The sequence below is a fragment of the Bradyrhizobium sp. cir1 genome (assembly GCF_014198245.1).
GTDB lineage: Bacteria > Pseudomonadota > Alphaproteobacteria > Rhizobiales > Xanthobacteraceae > Bradyrhizobium.
This window is the reverse complement of record NZ_JACIHE010000024.1, coordinates 12,346-38,496: the sequence shown is the minus strand read 5'-3', so window position 1 is coordinate 38,496 and position 26,151 is coordinate 12,346. Positions and strand designations below refer to the sequence as shown.

The 26,151-nt window shown below is 65.6% G+C and carries 19 protein-coding genes and 1 pseudogene; 3 read left to right on the top strand and 17 right to left on the bottom strand.

Annotated features, from left to right (window positions below; translation table 11 throughout):
• Window positions 1-161: 161 nt before the first annotated feature.
• The 3 genes from GGD63_RS32855 to GGD63_RS32845 form a co-directional block, all read right to left on the bottom strand.
• The gene (locus GGD63_RS32855; RefSeq protein ID WP_409334110.1) at window positions 162-2,372 is read right to left on the bottom strand and encodes an SLC26A/SulP transporter family protein; all 2,211 of its coding nucleotides are present in this window, start codon (window positions 2,370-2,372) and stop codon (window positions 162-164) included.
• Between the two features lie 325 nt (window positions 2,373-2,697).
• Entirely contained in the window at window positions 2,698-3,612 is a 915-nt protein-coding gene (locus GGD63_RS32850; protein ID WP_183248302.1) for a phosphoribosylaminoimidazolesuccinocarboxamide synthase, read from the bottom strand.
• Between the two features lie 107 nt (window positions 3,613-3,719).
• Complete coding sequence (locus tag GGD63_RS32845) at window positions 3,720-4,637, bottom strand: pirin family protein (RefSeq protein WP_183248300.1); 918 nt, start codon at window positions 4,635-4,637, stop codon at window positions 3,720-3,722.
• Window positions 4,638-5,013: 376 nt separating this feature from the next.
• Here GGD63_RS32845 and GGD63_RS40660 point away from each other — a divergent pair, with 376 nt between their 5' ends.
• Both GGD63_RS40660 and GGD63_RS40385 read left to right on the top strand, forming a co-directional pair.
• A complete protein-coding gene (locus GGD63_RS40660; protein WP_283812011.1) occupies window positions 5,014-5,139 on the top strand; it encodes a hypothetical protein in 126 nt (41 codons plus the stop codon).
• Window positions 5,127-5,297, top strand: a pseudogene (locus tag GGD63_RS40385) (serine hydrolase); the annotation flags it as partial. The gene GGD63_RS40660 and the pseudogene GGD63_RS40385, both read left to right, overlap by 13 nt.
• 96 nt (window positions 5,298-5,393) lie before the next feature.
• Here the strand turns inward: GGD63_RS40385 and GGD63_RS32835 are convergent.
• Window positions 5,394-6,761: an MmgE/PrpD family protein gene (locus GGD63_RS32835; RefSeq protein WP_183248298.1), complete on the bottom strand. Its 1,368-nt coding sequence runs from the start codon at window positions 6,759-6,761 to the stop codon at window positions 5,394-5,396.
• A 124-nt stretch (window positions 6,762-6,885) separates the two neighbouring features.
• Here GGD63_RS32835 and GGD63_RS32830 point away from each other — a divergent pair, with 124 nt between their 5' ends.
• The gene (locus GGD63_RS32830) at window positions 6,886-8,001 is read left to right on the top strand and encodes an aromatic acid exporter family protein (RefSeq protein ID WP_183248297.1); all 1,116 of its coding nucleotides are present in this window, start codon (window positions 6,886-6,888) and stop codon (window positions 7,999-8,001) included.
• A gap of 1 nt (window position 8,002) precedes the next feature.
• Here the strand turns inward: GGD63_RS32830 and GGD63_RS32825 are convergent, their stop codons facing one another.
• The 13 genes from GGD63_RS32825 to dnaA all read right to left on the bottom strand — a co-directional run bounded on the left by GGD63_RS32825 (window position 8,003) and on the right by dnaA (window position 25,260).
• Window positions 8,003-9,316 carry an SMI1/KNR4 family protein gene (locus GGD63_RS32825; RefSeq protein ID WP_183248295.1) on the bottom strand — a complete coding sequence of 438 codons (1,314 nt, stop codon included), beginning with the start codon at window positions 9,314-9,316 and terminating at the stop codon, window positions 8,003-8,005.
• 124 nt (window positions 9,317-9,440) lie between these two features.
• Window positions 9,441-9,929 carry a DUF2867 domain-containing protein gene (locus tag GGD63_RS32820; RefSeq protein WP_183248293.1) on the bottom strand — a complete coding sequence of 163 codons (489 nt, stop codon included), beginning with the start codon at window positions 9,927-9,929 and terminating at the stop codon, window positions 9,441-9,443.
• Window positions 9,926-11,320 (bottom strand): MATE family efflux transporter, encoded by a 1,395-nt coding sequence (locus tag GGD63_RS32815; protein ID WP_183248291.1) that lies wholly within the window; start codon window positions 11,318-11,320, stop codon window positions 9,926-9,928. Before GGD63_RS32815 ends, GGD63_RS32820 begins: the two co-directional genes overlap by 4 nt.
• A 431-nt stretch (window positions 11,321-11,751) precedes the next feature.
• Window positions 11,752-13,047, bottom strand: coding sequence for a UDP-N-acetylglucosamine 1-carboxyvinyltransferase (gene murA, locus GGD63_RS32810; protein ID WP_183248289.1), 1,296 nt, complete (start codon window positions 13,045-13,047; stop codon window positions 11,752-11,754).
• Between the two features lie 122 nt (window positions 13,048-13,169).
• Complete coding sequence (locus GGD63_RS32805; RefSeq protein WP_183248287.1) at window positions 13,170-13,637, bottom strand: hypothetical protein; 468 nt, start codon at window positions 13,635-13,637, stop codon at window positions 13,170-13,172.
• 152 nt (window positions 13,638-13,789) lie between these two features.
• A complete protein-coding gene (gyrB, locus tag GGD63_RS32800; protein ID WP_183248285.1) occupies window positions 13,790-16,225 on the bottom strand; it encodes a DNA topoisomerase (ATP-hydrolyzing) subunit B in 2,436 nt (811 codons plus the stop codon).
• Between the two features lie 284 nt (window positions 16,226-16,509).
• On the bottom strand, window positions 16,510-17,193 hold the full coding sequence (locus tag GGD63_RS32795; protein ID WP_183248283.1) for a hypothetical protein: 684 nt from the start codon (window positions 17,191-17,193) through the stop codon (window positions 16,510-16,512).
• A 140-nt stretch (window positions 17,194-17,333) separates the two neighbouring features.
• The gene (locus GGD63_RS32790) at window positions 17,334-19,487 is read right to left on the bottom strand and encodes a hypothetical protein (protein WP_183248281.1); all 2,154 of its coding nucleotides are present in this window, start codon (window positions 19,485-19,487) and stop codon (window positions 17,334-17,336) included.
• Window positions 19,488-19,646: 159 nt separating this feature from the next.
• Complete coding sequence (locus tag GGD63_RS32785; protein WP_183248279.1) at window positions 19,647-20,390, bottom strand: hypothetical protein; 744 nt, start codon at window positions 20,388-20,390, stop codon at window positions 19,647-19,649.
• Between the two features lie 117 nt (window positions 20,391-20,507).
• Window positions 20,508-21,644, bottom strand: coding sequence for a DNA replication/repair protein RecF (gene recF / locus GGD63_RS32780; protein ID WP_183248277.1), 1,137 nt, complete (start codon window positions 21,642-21,644; stop codon window positions 20,508-20,510).
• 83 nt (window positions 21,645-21,727) lie between these two features.
• On the bottom strand, window positions 21,728-22,093 hold the full coding sequence (locus GGD63_RS32775; RefSeq protein WP_183248275.1) for an endonuclease domain-containing protein: 366 nt from the start codon (window positions 22,091-22,093) through the stop codon (window positions 21,728-21,730).
• A gap of 248 nt (window positions 22,094-22,341) precedes the next feature.
• On the bottom strand, window positions 22,342-23,460 hold the full coding sequence (gene dnaN, locus GGD63_RS32770; RefSeq protein WP_183248273.1) for a DNA polymerase III subunit beta: 1,119 nt from the start codon (window positions 23,458-23,460) through the stop codon (window positions 22,342-22,344).
• A 387-nt stretch (window positions 23,461-23,847) separates the two neighbouring features.
• Window positions 23,848-25,260 carry a chromosomal replication initiator protein DnaA gene (gene dnaA, locus GGD63_RS32765; RefSeq protein ID WP_183248271.1) on the bottom strand — a complete coding sequence of 471 codons (1,413 nt, stop codon included), beginning with the start codon at window positions 25,258-25,260 and terminating at the stop codon, window positions 23,848-23,850.
• Between the last annotated feature and the right edge of the window lie 891 nt (window positions 25,261-26,151).

Below are 26,151 nucleotides of genomic sequence, written 5' to 3'. Positions count from 1 at the left end.
AGACAGTCTGGATTGCTTCGTCGCACCAGCGCAAAGTTGCTTCGCAATTTTGTCGCGGGCTCCTCGCAATGACGAGGCTAGCTTCGTAGCCCGGATGAGCGTAGCGACATCCGGGACGACTGGTCCCGCATATCGCTACGCTCATCCGGACTACGCGCCTCTCACCGTCTCAACACCGCAATCATCCGGTTCGCAAAGGTCAGCCGCTCGGCCATGACCGACACGAAATAGGTCAGCAGCTTGTTGCTGAGCCCGGGGGCTTCGGACTTGATCGCGTCGAACTGGTGGATGTTGAGTACGTAGAGCACGCTGTCGACCTCGGCCTGGATTGTCGCGCTCCGCGGCGTGCGTGACACCAGGCCCATCTCGCCGATCGTGGTGTAGCGGCCGAGACTGCGCACGCGCGTGGTGCGGCCGTCATCGGCGGGGATCATGATGCCGACGCGGCCGTCGAGAATGAAATGCATGGAATCGGCCGGATCGCCCGCCTTCACGATGACCTCGCCGGCCTCGACCTCGATGCGCTGGCAGCGGCGGATCAGTTCGTCCGCATCCTCCTCGCTGCCGAGGATGCGCGCGAACCAGTCGCGCAAGCTGGCTTCTTCCCGCGCCAGGTCCTGATGCTGCGAGATGATTTCGTTCTCGCACCATTCCAGCGCGCGATCGAGCTCGCCGATGATGGTGACGCCCTCGCCGATGAAGTCGCTGGCGCGCAGCACCTTCTCGGCCGAGGCCGACAGATGCACCAGGATCAGCTCGACGCCGAGATCCGCCGCGCTGCGTTTGATCTGGGCGAAGCTGTAGGCGGCCGACGAATCCACGCCGGTGACGAGCTTGAAGTCGAACAGCAGATAGCGGCATTCGGGGCGCTCCTGCAGCAGCTGCTTGACGTGCTGGTAGAGCCGGTTGGCGGAGCCGAAGAACAGATAGCTCTGCAGGTTCAGGCCCTGGATCTTGCCGCCATGGGCCAGCAGCACATCCTGGTCGTCGCGCGAGCGGTCGAGCGAGGAACGGTATTCCGAGCCGTCGAAGCTGTATTTGATCGACTCCACCCTTGCGGCGCTGAATGCAAACGTGGTGCAGCCGATGATTACGCCGATCAGGATGCCCGGCACGAAACCCCAGGTCACGATGATCGCGATGATGGCGACCAGCGAGAGATATTCGAGCTTCGACAGCCGCCTGCGCGATTCGATGATCCATTTGTGCAGCTGGTCGGCGCCGAGATAGAGCAGCAGACCGCCCAGCACGAATTTCGGGATGAAGCCGAGCAGCTGCGGCGCGATCGCGAGCATCAACAGCGACAGCGCCGCGACCGTGAGGCCGGACAGGCGGCCGCGGCCGCCGCTGCTGAAGTTGAGAACGGAGCGGCTGATCGAGACGCAGCCGGCATAGCCGCCGAGCGCGCCTGTCAGCATGTTGGCGGCGCCGGTGACGTTCAGCTCGCGTTCCAGATTGGCTTCACGATGTACGGCGACTTCGATCCCGGTGGTGTTGAACAGCGTGCTCGACGCGGTAACGAAGATGACGGCGACGAAATTGGCGAGCAGGTCGGGCACGGCGAACCAGGGATAGTGGATGAGGCCCTCGGCGTGCCAGGGCATCATGAAGGCCGCCTTGGGCGGCGGCTCGAACGTCCAGCCCAGAGCGCGGGCCTCGCCGAGCGAGATGCCGGTGATCCAGAATGCCAGATGCGCCGTGAGCACGCCGCCGACCAGGATGATCGGCAGTCCGAACGGGCTGCGCGAGCGATGCCAGGTCAGATACAGCACCAGCGCCATGGCGCAGGCGGCGCCGAGCTCCAGCAATGTCGTGCCGTTGGCGAAACGCAGCAGCGTCGCGACGGGATGATCGGTGATGACGCGGATCGCACCCATGACGATCAGGAGCCCGGTGGCACCGAGGAAGCCGCCGACAACGGGGTATGGGACGTAGCGAATGGCGCGGCCCATCCGCGTCAGGCCCAATCCGCACAGCACCACGCCGGTCAGCACCGTCGACAGGCCGAGCGTGATCAGGATGGGCAACAGCAGCGGCGTCGACGGGCTCGTCGCCTCGATCCGTTCGAGCACCGAGGCCGCCAGTATTCCGGTCACGGCGGCGGTCGAGCTATCAGGGGCGGCGACCGCGAAGGGCAGGGAGCTGCCGAGTGCGACGACGGCTGCAAGCGCCGCGGAGCTGATGAAGGTTGCCGCGATGCCGTAGGACAGATAGGGCGACAGCGGGCCCGCAAAGATCAGCAATGCGTAGGAGAGCCCGAAGGTGATGGTCAGGACGCTGGCAGCGCTGCCACCCAACATGTCGTTCAGCGCACGCTTGAGGGCTGGCTTGAACCGCGGGTGCGGACTGAGAGTAATCGCTGGGTCGGTCACGTCCTGGCGCTCGCCGCTGAAAAGTCCTGTTTGAGACGACGACAGGCTTAGCGCAACAGGCGTCTTGTCGCCATGGATATCCGGCAGTTTTGCCGCGGTCCGGCAAGGGATTCCCATCACGGCGTGTGAATGGTCGATCCAGGGCAGGCCGAGAAACTGAAGCTCGGGCCGCACGTTCAGCTTCGTGGGGCGCCCACTGCTGTCATTCCCCGCGAAAGCGGGGAATCCAGTACGCCGCAGCCTCTCCGTATCCCATCGCCCTCTCCGGAATACTGGATCGCCCGGTCAAGCCGGGCGATGACGGAGCGAGGCGAAACAGCTGGGCCTAAATCTTCAGCTCCGTCCCCGTTACCCGCCGATACGCTTCCAGATATCGTTTGCTGGTCGCCTCCACCACGCTCGCCGGCAGGGGCGGCGGCGGGGCGTCGCCGTTCCAGCGACCGGCGCGGCGCTCGACGTCGAGATAGTCGCGCAGCGGCTGCTTGTCGAAGCTCGCCTGCGGCTGGCCGGGCTTGTAGGCATCGACCGCCCAGAAGCGCGATGAGTCCGGCGTCATCACCTCGTCGATCAGGATGATGCGGCCGTTCTTGTCGCGGCCGAACTCGAACTTGGTGTCGGCGATGATGATGCCCTGCTCGCGCGCCAGCTCCTCGCCGAGCGTGTAGATCGCGCGCGTCATGCTCTCGAGCGTGTAGGCGACCTCCTCGCCGACCACTTCGCGCATCTTCGCGATGGTGATGTTCTCGTCGTGCCCGGTCTCGGCCTTGGTCGCCGGGCTGAAGATCGCCGGCTCCAGCTTCTCGCTTTCGACGAGGCCTGCCTTCAGCTTCTCGCCGGCGAGCGTGCCGGAGCCAGCATATTCCTTCCAGGCCGAGCCCGAGAGATAGCCGCGGATCACGCATTCGATCGGGAACACGGTGGTGCGCTTGCTCAGCATGGCGCGGCCGAGGATCTCGGCGCGGTGCGGCTTCAGGGCCGGCACGGCCGCGATGATCTCGTCGGTATCGGCGCTGATCATGTGATGCGGCACCACGCCCTCGAGCTTGCCAAACCAGAACGCGCTGATCTGCGTCAGCACCGCGCCCTTCATCGGAATGGTCTCGCCCATCACGACGTCGAAGGCGCTGATGCGATCGGTGGTGAGCAGCAGCAGGCGGTCATCGTCGACGGCGTAGATATCGCGCACCTTGCCGCGGCCGATCTTGGTCAGGGGCAGGTCGCTGGAGAGCATGGCGGTCATCGGCAGATCTTTCGCAGACAAATCTTTTGCAGGCAAATCTTTGCAGACATGGCGTTCGGGCAGGGAGTCCGGACGCGCCAAATGGCGCGGCCGGACACCGGATTAGCCTATTCCGGCAGCGGAATGAACTCATGTTCCTGCGGAACCGCAGCGAAGCGGCCGGTTTTCCAGTCCTGCTTGGCCTGCTCGATCCGCTCCTTGCTGGAGGAGACGAAATTCCACCAGATGTGGCGCGGGCCCTCCAATGCATCGCCGCCGAGAAACATCATCCGCGTCGCCTTGAGCGCCTTCACGGTGATGCGGTCGCCGGGCCGGAAGATCAGCAGCCGCGGTCCCTCATAGCGCTCGTTCGCAATCTCGACCTCGCCGTCGACGATGTAGATCGCGCGCTCCTCCTGATCGGGGTCGAGCGGCACGCTCGCACCTTCCGCGGCCGTGACCTCGGTGTAGAACCAGGGCGACACCATCGACACCGGAGAGGTGATGCCGAAGGACGAGCCCGCAATCACCCGCGCGGTGAAATCGCGCTCGGAGATCATCGGCAGGTCGCCGGCGGCGTAATGCTGGAACGACGGCGCGATTTCCTCGGACCTAGCCGGCAGCGCGATCCAGCTTTGCAGTCCCAGCATCTTCTGGCCCGAGGCGCGCTGCGCATCCGGCGTGCGTTCGGAATGCGCGATGCCGCGTCCGGCGGTCATCAGGTTCATCGCGCCGGGCGCGATCTCCTGGACGTTGCCCTCGCTGTCGCGATGCATGATCGCGCCGTCGAACAGATAGGTGACGGTGGCGAGCCCGATATGCGGATGCGGCCGCACGTCCATGCCCTTGCCGGAGACGAATTGCACCGGGCCGAAATGGTCGAAGAAGATGAAGGGCCCGACCATCTGCCGCTTGCCATGCGGCAGCGCGCGGCGCACCGCAAAGCCGTCGCCGAGGTCGCGCGTGCGCGGCACGATGACGAGATCGAGCGCGTCGCAGGATTTGGGATCTCCGAGCACGGGATCGTTGTCGGGCATCCAGCTCATGGGTAGGCTCCTTCTTGGCTTTCTTGGGCGCGATCGTAGCAGGAATTTGCAGCGCCGTCGCGAGAAAGGCCGGGCCAGGGATCGCGTCGCAATAGCCCGCATACGCCGCTGTCATGCCCCGGCTTGACCGGGGCATCCAGTACGCCGCGGCCCATCGATTCCATCACAGCCGTCTCGGCGTACTGGATCGCCCGGTCCCGGCTCCGCGAAAGGCTTCGCCGGGCTCTCGGTATTGGGCCGGCGTAGCTTCAGCGAAGACGGCAAGCCGGGCGATGACAGTAGTGAGCGCTGCTAACCCTGGCGTGAGGATGGTTCTTGAAAAAACGGGCGCAACAAACGATGTTCGGCTGATTTCAACCGCAACCGATCTCACCCGATGACACTAGCCGCAACCGAGCTTGCCTTTCGCGCCGCGTCCGTGGCGCTGCTGCTGGTGCTGGCGGCGTCACTGGTGTCGGATTTCCGCGATGTGCTCGCAGCTCGGCTCCGGAGAAGCTGGTGATGGTGCGGCTGGGGCGTTCGCCGAACTGGCCGCCGGAGGCGGATGGCGTGTTCGATCTGGTGCGGGATGTGGTCGCGGCGACGCGCGTCGTCTCTTCTCCCTCGCCCCGCTTGCGGGGAGAGGGTCGGGGTGAGGGGGAGCCTCCGCAAGGGAGGTGAGAGTTGGACTCGCGGAGACTCCCCCCCTCACCCGGAATCCAAGCGTAGCTTGGATTCCGGCCTCTCCCCGCAAGCGGGGAGAGGCGAAGAGATCCACTACCGCCCCAATTCCGTCGCCTTGGCCACGCGGTCGAACCGCTCCAGCGTCATGATCGCGTCGGCAAACTTCTCCGCGCGCGCGTTCAGCACCGGGCGCGCCAGCGTCAGGAATTTCTGCTGCATTGCCTGCGCATCCGGGAACGACGTCGGCTCGCCCGAGGGATCGGCATAGAGCCGCTCATGCACGCCATCGTCCGTGGTGATGCTCACGCGCGCGCCAAAGGGATGGGTGCGGCCGATCTCAAGCCGGTCGTCCTGCACCACGTCGAACTTGTCGGCGAGCGCGTCGATGGCGGCATCGCCCAGGCGGTTGTAGTCGTCCCAGCCGAACGAGCCCTGGTCGAGCGCGAGTGCGCCGGTGAAGAACATCGAGAACTGGCCGCCGACGATCGAACGCGGATGCCGCTTGGTCGCGGCATCGCCGGTGAGCGTAATGCCGTTGCGGTGCAGGCCGATCTCGACGCGCTTGACCTGGTCGGGCGTCAGATTGTGCTCGCGCCGCATCGCGATCAGCGCGTCGATCGCGGCATGGGTGTAGCGGCAGCTCGGATAGGGCTTCACGCCGATCTTCATCGTCTCATAGGTCTTGCCGAGTTCGGCCACCGCCTTGTCCGGATGCGCATCGTCGGTGTAGCCGGCGAGCAGGCCGTGCTTGCCCTCGACCGATTCAGTCGAGCCGACGAAATCGTTGCGCGCCAGCGTCGCGGCGATCACGCCGTTCATCGCGGCGGCGCCGACCTGGTAGCGCTTGTTCCAGGCGCCGTTCACCAGGAACTGCAGCGAGCCCGCGGCCTGGCTGCCGGAGACGCCGAACGCGGCGATCAGCTGCTGCTCGCCGAGGCCGAACAGCTTGCCGGCCGCCGCGGCCGCGCCATAGGTGCCGGCGGTCGCGGTCGGATGGAAGCCGCGCGCATAATGCGAGGTCGGGTCGAGCGCGTTGCCGAGCCGGCAGCACACCTCATAGCCCGCCACGATCGCGGTCAGCACATCGCGCCCGGAGGCGCCGACCATCTCGCCGACGGCGAAGGCGGCCGGAACCACCGGCGCGCTCGGATGCAGCGAAGAATCGGCGTGGGTGTCGTCGAAGTCGAGGGAATGGCCGAGCGCGCCGTTGAGGAGAGCTGCGACCGCCGGCGTCCAGGTCTTGGCATCGCCGAACACGGTGGACTCGCCCCTGGTGTCGAGCGCCAGCGCCTCCAGCATCTTCAGCATCGACGGGGTCGATTCCGCCTCGCGCCGTGCCCTAATCGCGCTGCCGAGGAAGTCGAGCGTCAGCACCTTGGCGCGCTCCAGCACTTCCGCCGGAATATCCTGGTATTTCAGATTGAAGACATAGGCGGCGAGCGTTGCGGTTTCGTGGGCCATCGTGTTTCCTCGTTTTGGCGGGCAAGTTAGGCGGGCTGATTTGGCCTTTCAAGCGGCCTTGCGGCCGCGGGCATCAGCTATGCTTTTGCTTCGGCGTATGAGGATCGGACCGGGATATTCGGGCATGGCATTCGCGGGTAAGGTGTTCGAACGGATCCGGTCGCGGCGCACGCAAATAGGGCTCGCGATCCGGGTCACGGTGGCGGCGGCCGCGGCCTATGCCATCGCCACCGCGCTGCATCTCCTGTTGCCGCTCTGGGCGGTGCTGACCTCGCTGATCGTGACCCAGATGAGCGTCGGCCGCTCGCTGAAGGCGACACGCGACTACATGCTCGGCACCATCGGCGGCGCCATCTATGGCGGCGCCATCGCAATCCTGATTCCCTATTCAAGCGAAGCGGGGCTTCTGGGGTTGCTCGTGCTCTCGGTCGCTCCGCTCGCCTTCATCGCCGCGATCAATCCGAGCCTGAGCGCCGCCACGGTCACCGCCGTGATCGTGCTGCTGGTTCCGACCATGCATCATTCCGATCCAATGACCTCGGCGATCGACCGCGTCAGCGAGGTCGGCGTCGGCGCCATCACGGGCCTCTTGGTCTCATTCCTGGTGCTGCCCTCGCGCGCGGTGCGGCAGATCCGCGCCAGTGCGGCGAAGCTGCTCGAGCTGATCGCGGATGCCTTCACCGAACTGCTCGCGGGCCTGACGCGCGGCCGCGATAGCGACGCGCTGCACCTGATCCAGGACGGCATCGGCACGGCGATGGTCGGTCTCACTGCAATCGGTGCGGAAGCCGAGCGCGAGCGGGCCGCGCGCCTGTCGAGCGGGCCCGACACCGGCCCGCTGCTGCGCACCGTGCTGCGGCTGCGCCATGACGTCGTGATGATCGGCCGCGCCACCGTGGTGCCGCTGCCGGTCGAGGTGCAGATGCGGTTAGCTGCGCCCCTGACGGAAGTCTCGACCGCGATCGCGCGCTTCCTGCGCTCGGCAGCTAGCGCCTTGCGCGAAGGCGCGGGCGCGCCGCCGATCCATCCCGTCCACGTCGCGCTTCAGCATTACGCCGAGGCGGTCGCCTCAGTGCGCCAGGACGGCTTGCTCCGCGGCCATCCCGGCGACACCGCCGAGCGCTTCTTCGCGCTCGGCTTCTCCTTGGAGCAGATGCACCAGAATCTCTGCGACCTCGACCGCGTCGTCGGCGAGTGGTCGGAGGCAGCGGCGGACAAGTCCGTGCGTGTGGCGGAATAGATTACAGGTCGAAGAAGGCGAGCTGCTCCGCCTCGCGTCGCTTGATCCCGTCGGTCAATTTCTTCAATGCAACGTCAAAACCCGGCTGCTTCTGCTCCAGCTCCCATGCGCCGTCATGGTCCCATTGAAAGCACCAGCCGTAGCGCTCGCCGGGCTCGACATGGAGCAGCAGGCAGCGGCTGAGCTGCGACGGCTCGGCAACGGGCACCAAGTGCTTCAGCGACACGCCGTACTCCTTGCGGAAATAGCTGCACGCCTCCTCGAGCTCGTCTTCGGAATGGGCGATGAAATCGAGGACATTGTGTTGCTGTGTGGCGAGCTCGCCCGGCGCATAGAAGCGCAGCTCGGAGGAGGCCTCAGGCAGCCGCACCAACAGCTCGGTCTCGCCACGGGTCAGCAGGAATTTGCGATAATCGTCGGGCAGCCGGATGCCGAGCGCGTGCTCCACCGCGTTGATGTCAGCTTCGCTCGCCGGCTTGCCGCGCTTCCAGCGCCAGCCCTTTGCAGATTTGCTCGCCTTGCGCCGTGCTTCATATTCGGCATAGCCGGGAAGCGCCATGATGTCCTCGAAGCCGCCGAACCGGGACCATTGATAGGCATCGTCGAAGGCTTCCTCCCGCCGCTCGGGAAAATAGCCGCAGAGCAGCTCGGCGCGCTTGATGATACGGCCCTGACTCGGGGCGATCTTGCACAAATGCTCGATCGTCTGCAGCGAGGCCTCTGGATTGTCGGCTTCGAGATAGGCATCGCTCAGCAATTCCAGGATACGCCCTTCGAGATCGCCCTCGTAGATCGACCAGGCATAATGCGGCTGCCCGGCCGCGCGCCGCGCGAGGATCGTGTCGCGCGCCTGTTCAGCGGAACGCACCGCCTGCGCCGTATCGTCGTGGGCAGCGTAGTCGCGGCGTGCGGCGTTCCAGAGATACAGCGGCTCGTGCTCGGCCGGCGTGCCCTTGAGCGCGTCGAGTTGCCTCGCCTGCTCGGCCATCGGCGCGCTCAGCGCCAGGATCATCAGCTCGTCCAGGCCCTTCTGCCAGTCCGGCTTGGCTTGCGGATCAGGTCCGAGGTCGCGCAGCGTGTAGTTTGTGTGGATGGTCTCGACATAGCCGGCGGCGACGAGCTCGGCGACATGGCGGCGGAAGGCCGCGGCAGCGTCGGCGATGTTGGAAAATTCCTTGCGCAGAAACTGGTCCGCGTCAGGGTCGCCCTTCCAGTTCATGTGAACGCCGACCACCATGGGGTCGCGGCCCGGGACCAGCATCAATTCGCGATCATCGTCGCCAGGCGGGCGGTGGAAGAACTTTGCCAGATACATGCGACCTCCAAAGGCGCCGCCGGCATCGGGGCACCACGTCTCAGTCGCTGCTTTGGCGAAACCGGTTCATGCCTAGCGCTTCGTCAGCCCCTTCGATAGGAGTAGAAGAGGTCGACGGACAGCGTCATCGGGCCGGTTCCACGATGCGTCCCATCATGCCGCGGACCACGAGCTTGTGGAAGGGCATGATCAGCGCGAGATAGCTGCGGCCGAGCAGATTGTGCGTGCGCACCAGCGTGGTCGATGTCACCTGGCGGCTCGCGGCATCGCCCGTCACGTCGACGACGAGGCGGAAGTCGAGATGAGAATCGTTGAAGCCCGCGACCAGCTGCTCCGGCGTCTCGCTCACCACCGGAAACAGGCCGATCAGGCCGTGCGGCGCCGGCGCGCCTTCGCCCGATGTCTTCAGCCCGAATGGCGTCACCAGAATGTTGCGCAAGCGCGTCAGCGCATCGATCCAGCGCGGCCCGTGCAGCACCATCCGTGTGCAGGCTTCGCGAGCATCGATCCTCGCCGCGCCGATCTCGACGCGAAACGCATCGATGAATTGCGCGCCGGCCAGCACGGCACCGGCGTCGACATTGGGGGTGACTTCGCGAACCGTCCCGATCATCCCATGAGTTTGCGCGCCAGCATCCGGAAGCGCAAGATCAACAGGGCGGCATAGACGAACGAGCCGATCGAGAATCCGACCCAGACGCCGACCGCGCCCAGTCCCGTGTGGAAGGCAAGCACCCAGGCGATGGGAAAGGCGACGCACCAATAGCCGATCGCCGCGAACACCAGCGTCATCCTGGTGTCATTGATGCCGCGGAGCGCACCGCCCATGATGGTCTGGAGGCCGTCGGCGATGAAGAAGCTCGCGCCAACCAGTAGCAATGTCGCCGTCAGCTCCACCGTTGCCGCGCTGGCCTCGCTGCGGCCGAAGAACAGCCGTCCGAGCTCGTAGCGGCCGAGAATGATCGCGACCGTCAGGGCGGAGACGAACGCGATCCCGAGCGCCGCTGCGACGAGCCCTGCGCGCCTTAACCCGACCATGTCGTCGCGGCCGAAGGCATGGCCGACGCGCACCGTTGCCGCCATGCCGATGCCGAGCGGCACCATGAACAGCACGGCGGTGACCTGGAGCGCGATCTGGTGCGCGGCGAGCGCCGTGGTCGAGATCAGCCCCATCAGCAGCGCGGCCGAGGAGAACAGTCCATATTCCAGCAGCAGGGAAAACGAGATCGGCGCGCCGACCGCGACGAGCTGACGCATCAGCGGCCAGTCGATCCGCCAGAGATGGGCGAGCGGATGATAGTCCGCGAACGGCTTGCGCAGCCCTGCAATCGCGAGCGCGGCGAGAAACGTGCCGAGATTGACCAGCGTGGTCGCAAGGCCTGCGCCGAACAGGCCGAGCTCCGGCAGGCCGAACCGGCCGTGGATCAAGGCGTAGACCAGCGCGGCATTGATCGGGATCGCCGCCACCGTGATCCACAGCGGCGCCTGCGGCCGGTTCACCGCGCTCATCATGCTGCGCAGCGCGATGAAGCCGAGCGCCGGCGCGATGCCCCAGGCAAGGCCGTTGAGGTAGCGCTGCGCCAGCGCGGCCGATTGCGGCACCTGGCCAAGCGCGAGCAGGATCTGCTCGCCATAGAGCGGCGAGGCCATCATCGGCAGCGAGATCAGCAGTGCGGCCCACAGGCCGACGCGCAAGGAGCGGCGGATGCGCCTGACATCGCCGGCGCCGAACGCCTGCGCGGCCAGTGGCGACACCACGGACATCAGTCCGAGCCCGAAGGTGAAGCTGACGAAATAGACCGTATGTGCCAGCGCCGCTGCGGCCACCGCATCCTCGCCGAGCCGCCCGATCAGCGCGAGATCGGTCGTGATCATCGCGATCTGCCCGAGCTGCGTCAGCATCATCGGCACGGCCAGCCTCAGCGTCTCGCCAAACTCTTGCGCGAGATGATTTTGCGGCACACCGGCTTGCGGCTGCGCATGATGTTGGACGGTGTCGAGCATGGCCGGTGCATAGCACAGCCACACGTCGAAAACATGGCCCGTGTCTCTTCTTCCTCTCCCCGTTCTTACGGGGAGAGGGTTGGGGTGAGGGGCTGTTTCCGCAGAAAAGCTGGCAGTTGGACTCGCGGAGAGTCCCCCTCACCCGGATTGCATCTATCGATGCAATCCGGCCTCTCCCCGTAAGCAGCAGGGCTATCGCATATGAAGAAGAGTGGCGGATAGTTCGCCCACAACGCATCCTTCGAGACGCCCGCCGATGGCGGGCCCTCAGGATGAGGGCGGAGTGCGCGGCTCAGTTACAACGGGCACTGACGCTGATTAGCCTCATCCTGAGGAGGCGCGTAAGCGCCGTCTCGAAGGACGAGGCGTGCGCGCAGGCCGCCGCAACGAGTCATAGCGATAGCCCTGCCGCAAGCGGGGAGAGGCGAAGATCAGCTCTTCCGCTCCGGCACGCGCTTGATCTTCGCGCCCAGCGCGTTCAACCGTTCCTCGATGCGCTCATAGCCGCGCTCGATCTGGTCGGCGTTGTTGATCGTGGACGTGCCCTCGGCGCAGACGGCGGCCAGCAGCATCGCCATGCCGGCGCGGATGTCGGGCGAGGTCATCGGTGCACCGCGCAGGCGGCTGGGGCCTGCGATGATGGCGCGGTGCGGGTCGCACAGCACGATGCGCGCGCCCATCGCGATCAGCTTGTCGACGAAGAACATCCTGGATTCGAACATCTTCTCGAACATCAGGATCACGCCCTCGCATTGCGTGGCGGTGACGATCGCGATCGACATCAGATCGGCCGGGAAGGCCGGCCAGGGCTGGTCCTCCAGCTTCGGCACATGGCCGCCGAAATCGTCCTGGATCTTCAATGTTTGATTGGAGGGCACGATCAGATCGTCGCCCTCGACGCGGCAGACGATGCCGAGCCGCTCGAATCCCATGCGGATCGAGCGCAGGTGCTCGACGCCTGATCGCACGATGCGAAGCTGCGAGCGCGTCACGGCGGCAAGGCCGATCAGCGAGCCGACCTCGATATGGTCGGGCTGGATCCGGTAGGTGGCTTCCCCCAGCGTCGCCGGACCATGAATGACCATGGTGTTGGTGCCGATGCCCTCGATCTTCGCGCCGAGCGCGACCAGGAAATTGGCGAGGTCCTGCACATGCGGCTCGGAGGCCGCGTTGCGCAAGTACGTGACGCCGTCGGCCGCCACCGCCGCCACCAGCGCGTTCTCGGTCGCGGTCACGCTCGGCTCGTCGAGGAATACGTCCGCCCCGGCGAGTTTCGCCGCGCGAAACTCGAGCCGGTCGGTCGCGGTGACCTTCGCGCCGAGCTGTTCGAGCGCGAGCACATGGGTGTCGAGCCGGCGCCGGCCGATGACGTCGCCGCCGGGCGGCGGCAGCATCACTTCGCCGCAGCGGGCGAGCAGGGGGCCCGCAAGCAGGATCGAGGCCCGGATGCGGACGCACAGCTCGGGGTCGAGGTCGGCGGCGCGGATGCTCTTGGCGTGGATGTGAAGCGAGTTCCGGGCGGTCCACTCGGCCGAGGCGCCGACCGAGCGGATCAGCTCGACCAGCGTCTCGGTGTCGCGGATCCGCGGCACGTTCTCCAGCGTCACCGGATGCTCGGTGAGCAGGGCGGCGGCAATGATCGGCAGCGCCGAATTCTTGTTGCCGGACGGCTCGATCGAGCCCGAGAGCCGGTGACCGCCCTCGACGATGTACTGGATGGGCGCCAAATGAATTCTCGCTGTCCTGATGGGTGGGCGGGCCTGTTTCGGGCGGAAACTACAGAGAATTGAGCGCGGTAGCAATTGCGCCGGCCGCGGTTCGGGGCCTGTCGGCCGCCCTCGGCGGCGCTTCAGAACAGCCCGATGATATTCCCCGCGACATAAAGGATCGCGATCAGTATCAGCGCGCCGATCATGACGAAGGAGATCTCGATCGCGATGGCGCCGGTGCCGAGCGTGGCGGCCACGGCCGCAAGAAGCCTCTCTTCCCGGAAGATCAGCGAAAGCACCGAGAGCAGGATGGCGAGCAGGCCGAGCGAGATCGCGGTGGCCGACGCAGCTTCGCTCCAGCTTCGTCCAGCCGATTTTTCGACCTTGGGCGCCTGATACTCGACGCCCTTCACCTTCGCGACGATACGGTCCTTGATACGATGCCCGGTGTCGACGATCACTTTGTCCGCCGGCGGCGGCGGAAACACGATCGGCACGACCCAATGCGGCAGCACCGCCGCCATCAGCGCCAGCACGCCGACAATGCTGCCGATGATGCCAAGCCGGCGGGACGGCGCGGCGGAACTGGTCGTTGCAGAGGCGGCCATGGCGTAACGCTTCCCGGCCGGAATTGGCCAACGGGCTCATGCCACTTCGTCGCGACGGCGGGTGGTGAGGTTCAGGGGTCACCTCTCCCTTCGGGAGAGGTGATCTACATCATCCTGGTTGCCAGGGACTAGGCCAAGGAGAGCGTCGCGCCTCAGATATCGATCGTCGCGCTCAGCGAATGTTCCTGGATGAAATCGCGTCGCGGCTCGACCACGTCGCCCATCAGCTTGGTGAAGATGTCGTCGGCCTCATCGACCTCCTTGACCTTCACCTGCAGCAGCGAACGCACCTCGGTGTCCAGCGTCGTCTCCCACAGCTGCTCCGGGTTCATCTCGCCGAGACCTTTGTAGCGCTGCAGCGTGATGCCCTTGCGCCCCGAATCGGTCACCGCCTCGAACAAATCGACCGGGCCGTGCACCACGTGCTCGCTGTCCTTGCGCCGCAGCTTGCCGGAGCGGGCGTAGACGTCCTGGAGCCTGGTCGTGTACTCGTCGAGCTTGCGGGCCTCGGCCGAGCCGAGCAGCGCGTCGTCGATGACAGCCGATTCCTTGACGCCGCGCACGGTGCGCTCGAACACGAAACCCTGGCCCTCGACGAATTGCCCGACCCAGCCGCGCTCGACCTCCTCGGCCTGGTTGTCCAGCCGGCTCGCGATGTATTGCGCGGCGGCCGCGGCATTCTCGGGATTGCCGTAGATCGACTTGTTCAGCACGCCGGTGATGGCGGCCTGCTCGACGACCCTGCGGTTATAGCGGCTGTGCAGATTGCGCAGGATGCTGCGGACCACGCGGGCGTCGTCGACCAGCGCGCGCAGATCGCGGCCCGAACGGTCGCCGCCGGTACCGGGGATGTACACGCAATCGTCGAGCCCGGCGTCGATCAGATAGTCTTCCAGCGCGCGCTCGTCCTTCAGATACTGCTCGGACTTGCCGCGCGAGACCTTATAGAGCGGCGGCTGGGCGATATAGAGATAGCCGCCGTCGATGATGTCGCGCATCTGCCGGTAGAAGAAGGTGAGCAGCAGCGTGCGGATGTGTGCGCCGTCGACGTCGGCGTCCGTCATCACGATGATCTTGTGATAGCGCAGCTTCTCGACCGAGAAATCGTCGCTGATGCCGGTGCCGAGCGCGGTGATCAGCGTGCCGATCTGCTCCGATGACAGCATCTTGTCGGGGCGGACACGCTCCACGTTGAGGATCTTGCCGCGCAGCGGCAGCACCGCCTGGAACTCGCGGTTGCGGCCCTGCTTGGCGCTGCCGCCTGCCGAGTCACCCTCGACGATGAAGAGCTCTGACTTGGCCGGATCCTTTTCCTGGCAGTCGGCGAGCTTGCCGGGCAGCGAGGAGACCGAGAGCGGACTCTTGCGCGTCAGCTCGCGCGCCTTGCGCGCAGCCTCGCGTGCAGCGGCGGCCTGGATCACCTTGCCGACGATCATCTTGGCCTCGGACGGGTGTTCCTCGAACCAGGCCTGGAGCGCCTCGTTGAGGACGTTCTCGACCACGGGACGCACTTCCGAGGACACCAGCTTGTCCTTGGTCTGCGACGAAAATTTTGGATCCGGCACTTTCACCGACAAGACGGCCGTCAAGCCTTCGCGGCAGTCGTCGCCGGTGAGCGCGATCTTTTCCTTCTTGGCGTTGGCCTCGGCATAGCCGTTGACCTGGCGCGTCAGCGCGCCGCGGAAACCGGCGAGATGGGTGCCGCCGTCACGCTGCGGGATGTTGTTGGTGAAGCACAGCACGTTCTCGTGGTAGCTGTCGTTCCACCACAGCGCGGCCTCGACGCCGATGCCGTTGGCTTCCGAGCGCACCATGATGGGCGTCGGCACCAGTGCCTTCTTGTTGCGGTCGAGATATTTGACGAACTCCTCGACGCCGCCGGAATAGTACATCTCCTCGCGCTTCTCGACCGCATGACGCATGTCGGAGAGGGCGATGTTGACGCCGGAATTGAGGAAGGCGAGCTCGCGCAGGCGATGCTCGAGCGTCGCGAAATCATATTCGATGTTCTTGAAGGTCTCGGTCGAGGCGAGGAACGTCACCTCGGTGCCGCGCTTGCCCGGCGCATCGCCGACCACCACCAGCGGCGCCACCGCATCGCCATGGGCGAACTCGATGTAGTGCTCCTTGTTGTCGCGCCAGATCCGCAAGCCGAGCTTGCTCGACAGCGCGTTGACGACGGAGACACCGACGCCGTGCAGGCCGCCGGAGACCTTGTAGGAATTCTGGTCGAACTTACCGCCGGCGTGGAGCTGGGTCATGATGACCTCGGCCGCAGAGATGCCTTCGCCCTTGTGGATGTCGACCGGAATGCCGCGGCCGTCGTCGCGCACGGTGACCGAATTGTCGGCGTTGAGGATCACGTCGACGCGCGTGGCATGGCCCGCGAGCGCTTCGTCGATCGCGTTGTCGACGACCTCGTAGACCATGTGGTGCAGGCCCGAGCCGTCGTCGGTGTCGCCGATATACATGCCGGGGCGCTTGCGGACGGCATCGAGACCCTTGAGCACGCGGATCGATTCCGCACCGTATTCGCTCGGATTGGAGGGCTCGTTTTCGGCAGCGGGCTGCCGAGCAGGTTCTGTCATGAGAGGCCTTCGAAATGTCGCCCGAATCAGCGGCGCAAAAGGCGCTGATTTGCGAGCTATTTGTGCCACGAAAGAGGGCTTGCGCCTAGCGCAAAGTATCTCCCGGCAACCCTTTGAGCAGATAGGGTTTTTCTGCCGGTTTTCAAGGCTTTTGAAGGTCGATTTCGGGCACCGCAAAAAGCGCGATTCGAGCCGCCGTTTTGGGGCTCTGGAAGGCGTGGTTTTTGCGGGTGCGCAGAGGCCTGTTCCAAGGCGCCGCGGCGCCCCGGAACAGGCTACTCGGTTCAGTAGACTTGGGACGGCTTCTTATCGTCGTTGAGGGACCAGGCCTCGCCTGAGGCCACGGTGACGGTGTCGGTGCGCACCAGAAGGCCCGACACGCGCAGCTCGTAGGAATACGTGCCGGGCGGCAGATCCAGCACTTGTGGATGATTTTCGCCGCCCGCGATCTCAATGGTTTGATTGTTGATCACAAGCGAAGCCACGTCTGGCCTTAGATAGCCGAATATCAGCCGCGCTTGTCCGGGCGTCGGCAGGAAATCGGCCTTGGCCGCAGCCTCCGGATTCCGTTGCGCCAGGCTGACAATGGTCTCGCCCTTGGCGCGGCCAAGCTTCAGGGTGGCCGGGCCTTTTGGGGAGGCGAAGACGAGTTGCACGCGATCGGCGGCGATCACCGCGTCATCCGGCTTCTCCTGCCAGCCGCGCTTTCCGAGCTCTCTGCGGTAGAAGGCGAGCACGTCGCTGAGCTCCGCGGGCACGCGCGCTTCGATATCGAGCCGGAGCGGGGCCTTCGCGCCATGCGCCCGCGTGGTGCGGAATTGGCTGAAGCTGCTTTGCTTCGGTGCCGGCATGTCGACGTCGGGATCCGCCGTCAGCGGTTCCTGCGAACAGCCTGCGAGAAGAGTGAGGGCGCACACCAGCAGCCGCCATCGTGCCGGGACCTTCGTCCCGCGCCTTGCCGTCGTCATGCCCACTCTCCAGGGATGTCGCGCGTCGTGATCTTCGCGCGATGCGGCGGCCGCGACACGGTCGCGGCCGCCTCTCGATGACTAGTCGCCCCACGAACCGGACAGGTTCACCCTGGCCGTTACAGACACCGGCGGCGGGATCAATACATCTGCAGCGGAAGTACCTCGCCGGTCGGACCCACCATCAGGCCCCAGGCATCGCCTGCGGCGACCGTGAGGGTCTCGGTGCGGGCGGGACGCCCCGGCATGCGCAGCGCGTACTGGTATGTCCCGGGCGCCAGGTCGAGCATCGGACCTTTCGGCGACTGCGGGCCGCCGGCGCCGGCCGCGATCTTGATGGTCTGCTTGTTGATCGTGACCGATGCGTCCTTCGGCCCGATATTGCCGAGCATCAGCCTGGCCTGGCCCGGCTTGGGCATGATGTCCGCCTTGGTCGCGGCATCCGGATTCTTCTGCGCCAGATTGACAATGGTCTCGCCCTTGGCGCGGCCGAGCTTGAGCACCGCCGGGCCTTGCGGCGAGGTGAAGTCGATCTGCGCGCGCTCCGTGGAGACGGTCGCGCCCTCGGTCTTTTCCTGCCAACCGAGCTTTCCAAGCTCGGTTCGGTAGAACGCCAGCACGTCGCCGAGCGGAGCAGGGATGCTGGCTTCCAGCTCGCGGCGGAACGGGGTCTCGCTGCCGGGAAGTTTCGTGGTGGCGAGCGAGGTCGACGACCGCTGCGTTGGCACCGGAAGCTGGGATTCGGTGTCAAGCTTCAGCGGCTCGGAGGATTTCGCCTGCACCTCCGGGACGGCTGTCGGCATGGCCGCGGCCATCACCAGCCCCGATCCGCTGGCGCTGACATTCACCTTCGGGCCCATCTGCATCACGGTCATCGAGATCGACTTGCCGCTCTTGGAGAATTCCATTACCGCCATATTGGGCTGGTTGATGACGGAGGGCTGCTCCTTCCAGCCGGCAGGCTTGAGCGATGCACGATAGAACGCAGTGAGAGCCCTGACGCTAGAGGTCGAGGCGAACTCTAGGTGGCCGTCATTGCCTTCGAACTTCACGCCTTCGGCGTTCTCCGGCAGCGGCACCGGCGTCTTGCTGTCGGCGAGTGCATTGAGCGGCGCATCGGACAGCGCGGCCGCCTGCGCCTTGCGCCTTGCTTCGTCGGCGGCGATCACCTGCTGTGCGGCTGCGGCGGCATTGCTGAAGAATTTCTCGTCGGCTTCTTTCTTCGCCTTGGCGCGGGCGGCAAGTGCGGACTCCTTCACCTGCGCGGTCAGGCTGACCATGGTGAAATCGTATTTGCGGCCGAGCCGCAGCACGCCGGTTTCCTCGGCGTTGGAGATCTTGATCGCGACCTCGTCGCCGGGCGCAAGTGGTGCGCTGCCGTCTTCCTGCCAGCCGCGCGCGGCGAGTTCGCGATGATAGAACGCCAGCACGGCGGGCAGCTCGGCCATCGCGGCCGCCGACATCTCGCGCTTGTTGGAGCTTGCACTGCCGAGGCTTTTGGCCGTCTTGGTCGGATTCGGCCGCGGCAGGCCGGCAAGATCGCCATCGGCCTTGAGCTCGCTGGGCAAGGCGAACGGCGCGACGCGGATGTCGACATTGGTGCGGCCGTCGTCGCGGCGCGTCAGCGTCAGCACGACAGGCTTCTGCCTGTAGAAGCCGGTGATCTCGCTGTCGGCATGCTCGTAGAACGCGCGCACGCCGTTCGGAACGGTCTCGTCCAGGCTATTCGTCCAGCGCGCGGCCGTTTCCGGCGTCAGCTTGCGCCAGCCGATCGCGTCCATCTGGGTCTTGTAGAACTCCGCTGTCGCATCGAGCGTTTCAGGTGCGACGCAGCCGAGATACGGCCTCGTGCCGTCGAACACGATGTCGCTGGCGCCTTCTGGAAACGGCACGTTCGAATAAATCCGGTCAGTCGAGTAATAGACCACGGACTGGTCGGGCCGGCCGAGGCCTTGCGTGAAATGAACGGACAGGCCCTGCCGTCCTTTCCTGAAATTCAGCGTGGTGCTCTTCTCCTCCAGCGGTCGCACATAGGGCACCCAGCCGGTCGCGCTGAGAAGCTTCTTCACCGCCGGCGATGTCACCGCCTGCGGCGTCGGCATGCGATATTCCACGCGGTAGGGATCGGGCCGCGAATTATCCTCCACCGCGCCCTCGAGCTGCGGCAGCGCATGGACGTCGACGGTGCCCTCATCAGCGGCGGCCGAGATCGAGCAGCTCGCCATCAGGAAGAGGCCACATGCCAGCAGCCGCCAGCGTGCCGGGACCTGCGTCCCGCGCTTGATCATCGACATCGCCAAAACTCCTGGATTCCGCGCGGGTCGATCCCTCGCGCAATGGCAGGCTGCGACACCGTCGGCGCGGCCTCGGATGAGAAGTCGCGGCAGGAACCGGGCAGGTTCAACCGGGTACCCTGGTAGCGGGTGCGGAGGGCTGACCGAAAGAAGACATGCTCAATACAGATGGAGCGGCGACCACGCGTCGCCGTCACGCCCGACCGTGAGCTCCCAGGTATCGCCGGCCGCGATGACGAGGGTGTTGGTATGGGCCGGATGGCCCGCCACGTGCACTTCGTAAGGATATTTGCCGGGCGGCAGATCCAGCGCGACGGCATTGGTGCCGCGGGCGCGCGTGATGGTCCGCGCGTCGATCGTGAGCACGGCGTCGGTCTCGCCGATATTGGAGAACACCACCTTGGCCTGGCCGGGTTCGGGCATGACATTCGCCCTGGTGGCCGTGTCCGAATTCTTCTGCACGAGCTCAACGGCGGTGCTGCTGTCCTTGCGATGGAGATCCAGCAGCGCCGGTCCCAGCGGGGAGGCGAAGGCGAGCTGCACGCGATCGGCGGCGATCACCGCGTCATCGCGCTGCTCTTGCCAGCCGAGCTTGCCGAGCTCGGTGCGGTAGAAGGCGAGGACGTCGCCGAGATCGGCGGGGACGGTCGCCTCCAGCCTGGTGCGGAGCGGGGCTTCGATGCCGCTCACCACGGTGGTGTGGATGCCCCTGTAGCTGTAACGGGTCGGCGCGGGCAGCTTGGTCCCGGGATCCGGCGTGAGCGCGGCCGAGAACAGCACTGAGATATGCGGCGCCCAGGCACTGGCGGTTGCTGCAAGCAGGCAGCTAGCGAGGAAGACGAGGCCGCACACAAACGCCCGCCATCGTGCCGGGGGGCGCGCCCCGGTCCTTACCGTTCGCATTGTTCTCTCCAGAGATATCGCGCGTGATGTCATTGCGCGACTGCAACGGCTGCGACACCGTCGGCGCGGCCTCACAGAGCTAGTCGCTGACGGAACCGGGCGGGTTCACTTCGGAATCTAGCGCCGTGCCGATACGCGTCCGCTCTCGACGTCAAACACCTCGCCGCCGGCGCCAATCTCGGCAAACGCGGCGGGGTCCGCACCGGTCAGCCAGACCTGCGCGCCGAGCTTGCGTAGCTCGTCGAACAAAGCGGCGCGGCGGTTCGGATCGAGATGGGCGACGACCTCGTCGAGCAGCAGCAGCGGCACGATGCCGGTCATTTCGGCGACCAGGCTCGCATGCGCGAGCACGAGGCCGATCAGCAGAGCCTTCTGCTCGCCGGTCGAGGCGTCGCGCGCCGGCATGCTCTTGGGCGCATAGATCACCTGGAGATCGGTGAGATGCGGGCCGTCGGTGGTGCGGCCGGCGATGGCATCGCGCGGACGGTTGTCGCGCAGGATCTGGCGGTAGCGGTCCTCGACCGACGTCGCGGTCTCCTGAAGCAGCGCGTTCTCCATCCAGCCGTCGAGCGCGATTTGAGCGGACGGAAATGCGGAGGCTTGCGCGCGTGCGTTCAACATGCCAGTCAGCCGCGCTGCGGTCTGGCCGCGCGTGGCGGCGACCGCGACCGCAAGCTCGGCGGTCTCGCGCTCGATCGCGTCACACCAATGGTCGTCGTAATTGCGCGTCTCGAGCAGGCGGTTGCGCGAGCGCAGGGAACGTTCGAGCGCGTTGATGCGGCTGGAATGCTCGTTGTCGATGGCGAGCACCAGGCGGTCGAAGAAACGCCGCCGCTCGGACGCCGCGCCCATGAACAGTCCGTCCATGGCCGGCGTCAGCCAGACCATGCGGATATGGTCGCCGAAGCTGGCCGCGGAATTGACCGGCTCTCGATCGATGCGGCAGCGCCGGCTCACCGCGCTATCGGCGCGCGGCGCATCGATGCCGGTGCCGAGCGTCGCCAGCCCCAGCGCGCCCTCGACCTGCGCCGATACCGCCCATGAGCCGTCGCCCTGGTTGTCGGCGACGTCTTCCAGCGTGGCGCGCCGGAGGCCCCGGCCCGGCGACAGGAACGAGATCGCCTCGATGCAATTGGTCTTGCCCGCCCCGTTCGGCCCGACCAGCGCCACCATGTCAGCCGCCGTCTCGAGCCCCGCCGCCCGGTAATTGCGAAAATGCGTCAGCGTCAGGCGATGAATGCGAGAGGGGGTCATGGGCTATTCGTCATGGGCGCGCGCTCTCCCCTTTGCGGGAGAGGGTGGCGCCTCACGAAGTGAGGCGACGGGTGAGGGGTATGTTACCGCCCGGCAAGCTTTGCAAGGATATCCTCCAACACAGAGGTGGGCTGCTGTAACACGTCGTTGTTCCAATAGCGGGCGATGGCGAAACCTTCGGAGGCAAGTGCGGCATCCCGAACTGCGTCACGCCGCGATTTCACGTGCTGACTGCCGTCGATCTCGATCACGAGGCGTTTCTCGAAGCAGACAAAGTCGAGGATGTAGCTTTCGATCGGAACCTGTCGGCGAAACTTGTAGGCCGATAGCCGTCGATCCCTGAGCAGGCGCCACATCGCGGCCTCCGCGTCCGTCGGTTCGTGCCGCATGTTCTTCGCAAACTGGCGAAGATGTCTGGCGGTCGGCCGATGGTGCGGGTCGTCCAGCATCGGCGTTCATTCGCGACGTCGTTGGCGTACGGTGCCTCTACCCTCTCCCCTTGCGGGAGAGGGTGCCGTCGCGCAGCGACGGCGGGTGAGGGGTTGCCTCCACATAGAAGGTGCCGCGAGAGGACCCCTCACCCGAGTGAGGTCTTGGTCAATGGCGGAGCTGCCCTCTCCCGCAAGGGGAGAGGGCGCAGTCACGCGCATCGCGTTAGGCACTTGAAGCAGGGCTTGCTGGCGAGGGAGCACCTCCCTCACACCCGCATCGGCATCAGCACGTACAGCGCGCTCTTGTCGTCGCGGTCCTGGACCAGGGTGGGCGAGCCGGGGTCGGCGAGCCTGAGCGTTGCGACGTCGCCTTCGATCTGGGCGGCGATGTCGAGGAGGTAGCGCGAGTTGAAGCCGATATCGAGGGCGTCGGAGGCGTATTCGACCTCGAGCTCTTCGGTCGCGCTGCCGGAATCCGGGTTGGTCACCGACAGCACCAGCTTGCCCGGCGACAGCGACAGCTTGACCGCGCGGCCGCGCTCGCTGGAGATGGTGGAGACGCGGTCGACCGCGTTCTCAAAGTCCTTCTTGTCGACGACGAGCTCCTTGTCGTTGCCTTGCGGAATGACGCGGCCATAGTCGGGGAAGGTGCCGTCGATCAGTTTCGAGGTCAGCACGACGTTGCCGATCGTAAAGCGGATTTTTGCCTGCGACAGCTCGATCGTCATCTCGGCGTCGGTGTCCTCGATCAGGCGCTGCACCTCGCCGACCGTCTTGCGCGGCACGATCACGCCCGGCATGCCCTCGGCGCCCTTGGGTTGCACCAGGTCGAGCTGGGCGAGGCGGTGGCCGTCGGTGGCAACGCCGCGCAGGGTGGCGGCCTTCGCCGTGCCGGCGGCGTGCAGATAGATGCCGTTGAGATAATAGCGCGTCTCCTCGGTCGAGATCGCGAACTGGGTGCGGTCGATCAGCCGCTTGACGTCCTTGGCGGCGAGCGAGAAGGAGTGCGACATGTCGCCGGCGGCCAGATCCGGGAAATCATTTTCCGGCAGCGTCTGCAGCGTGAAACGCGAACGGCCGGCGCGGATCGCCAGCACGGCGCGGTCGCCGTCGGCTTCCAGCACGATCTGCGAGCCGTCAGGCAGCTTGCGCACGATGTCGTAGAACATGTGCGCCGGCACGGTGGTGGAACCGGCGGTGGCGGTTTCCGCCGCCAGCGTTTCCGTCACCTCCAGGTCGAGGTCGGTCGCCTTCAGCGACAATTTGGCGTTCTCGGCACGGACCAGCACGTTGCCGAGGATCGGGATCGTGTTGCGGCGCTCGACCACGCGGTGGACATGGCCCAGTGACTTCAGGAGTTGCGCGCGTTCGACCGTAACCTTCATTGCACTACTCGCCCGATCCCCAAGGAAAACTCAGTGTTGAGAAGGCCGGGCGGCGGGACGCGCCACGGCACCGAAGACCCCCGGCAGGCCGGGGTCATCCAGCCGATATGACCAAAGCCGTCAGGGTCGCGCAAGGTGGCTCGGATGGTCTCGGGATTCAAGGGATAGGGGGCAGTTCCCCCACGATTTACAGGCAGAGACCAAGGCCGCCGCCCAGGCACAGGTGCGCTCCCTCGCCCCGTTCTTACGGGGAGAGGGTTGGGGTGAGGGGCCTCTCTCCGCGTATGACCATGTCGAGGGACCTGTACCCCCTCACCCGAATTCGATCTGCGATCGAATTCGACCTCTCCCCGCAGGCGGGGAGAGGTGAAAAGGAGAAATAGGCCTTTATTCCTGAAGCTGGCGCTTCAGCGACTCCACTTCCTCCGACAGCGCGGTGTCCTTGGAGACCAGTGCCTCGATCTTGCGCACGGCATGCAGCACCGTGGTGTGGTCGCGTCCGCCGAAGCGGCGGCCGATTTCGGGGAGCGAGCGCAGGGTCAGCGTCTTGGCGAGATACATCGCCACCTGGCGCGGGCGGACCACGTTGGCGGTGCGGCGCGAGGAGAGCAGGTCGGAGCGGCTGACATTATACTGCCGTGCCACCACGCGCTGGATGTCCTCGATCTTGATCCGCTTCGGCTCCTGCGGCCGGACCAGGTCGCGCACCTCGCGCTCGGCCATCTCCAGCGTCACCGGCTGGTTGTTGAGCTTGGAGTGCGCCAAGAGGCGGTTGATCGCGCCTTCGAGGTCGCGGCCGTTATGGGTGATGGTGCGCGCGAGATAATGCAGCACCTCCTCCGGCACGTCGAAGGTCGCGTGATGGGCGCGGGCGGCGGCGACGCGCGACTTGAGAATGCCGTGACGCAGCTCTTCGCCGAGCGAGCCCATCTCGACCACGAGGCCGCCGGCAAGGCGCGAGCGGACGCGATCGTCCAGGCTCTCGAGGTCGGACGGCGGACGGTCGGCCGCGATCACGACCTGGCGGCCGGCATCGATCAGCGCGTTCAGCGTGTGACAGAACTCGGCCTGGGTCGACTTGCCCTGCAGGAACTGCAGATCGTCGATCACGAGCACGTCGATGCCGCGCAGCGCTTCCTTGAAGGCCAGCGCCGTCTGCGTCTTCAGCGCGGCGACGAAGCCGTACATGAATTTTTCGGCGGTGAGATACAGCACCTTGCGCTCGTTGCCGGAATTGCCGGCCCAGGTCACCGCCTGCAAGAGATGCGTCTTGCCGAGGCCGACGCCGGCATGGATGTAGAGCGGGTTGAACATCACGGGATCGCCGCGGCGTCCCTCGGCGACCTGGCGCGCGGCCGCATGGGCCAGCGTATTGGAGCGGCCGACGACGAAGCTCGCAAAGGTCAGGCGCGGATCGAGCGGCGAGCCGCCGAGCGCGTCATGATTGGCCGAGACCGGCGCGGTCGCGGTCGAGCGCAGCTCCGGCGCGGGGGCGCGGCGTGCCTCGACCGGCGCGGGCGCTTCCTTCGGCGGCGCCACCGGGCGCACGGCGGACCGGACCGTGAGGTCGATGCGGTGCACTTCCGGCATCTCGGCCTGCCAGCACGACAGCACGCGCTCGGCATAATGGGCCTGGATCCAGCTCTTCAGAAAGCGGGTCGGCACCGAGAGCCGCACGCTCTCGTCCTGCACGCCCTCCAGATCCATGCGTGCAAACCAGCTCGTGTAAACGTCCTCGCCAACATTCGAGCGCAGCCGGCTCTTCACGCGTGACCAGCGATCCTGTTCCGATGTGTTCATCGTCAAAAACTTCTCTTGAGAGCTCAGATTGAATTTGTGAGCGCCATGCAGGGTTCCTGCCGAATCCCGGAATGGCGCGACCTCGAGCGAGTCCATCGTCAGGCATAGCTCGACCGTTCGGCGCGCCGCGCCGCGGGTCAGATCAGCGATGTCTTTGATGGAAGGGTCGCGAGGTCAGCGCGTACTCGACGCGCCCGTGCACGTTGGAGGCTGGACGCAGGACGGATCGGAGACGGCATCGTCGAACGATGGAACTTGAGTCAATACCGCGTTGAATCCGTAGGACATGATACCTCCCCGTCCTGCCGTGATCGCTCACGACAAGGTCCTGCGTAAAAGACAACCGCGCCGTACTCCTGTCGCGGATGCCCTGCCCGTCTGCACTAGTCGTCCACTCGGCTTCGCCATCGCGTATGTCGGGGTAGCTGCAAGGTGTCTCTCATTTGCGCTTGGCGCGAGCGAGATGCCTGAGATCTCGCTTGGAGACATTCAGACAAAGAGCTACCGTTCCCACATTGCTATGGGTTTTGAACCGACAATCGCTTGTTGAAGCGTCGCCCACGTGCACACCGCCGCCGATTTGCACGCTCGCCCCGTTTCCGATACCGCGCTGGTCTCAAGATCGTGGGCGCCGCGAACGACTTAAGGAATACACTATGCGGAAAGACTCGCAACGAAATTGATTCAGACTTGAGGCATCAAAAAACTTGACCTCGGTTAACGCCGCGCGGGACTTGTGCACAGGCTCTGAAGCAAGTTTTTGGATTCGTGCACAGAATCGAAAATGCCGCGCCTCATGTGACAATTCTCCGTCACCGCCAAAAATTTTTTACAAAAGCGTCACGCGCGCGACGCGCGAGCGAATTTTCCAAATGCTTGTCGCAGCTATGT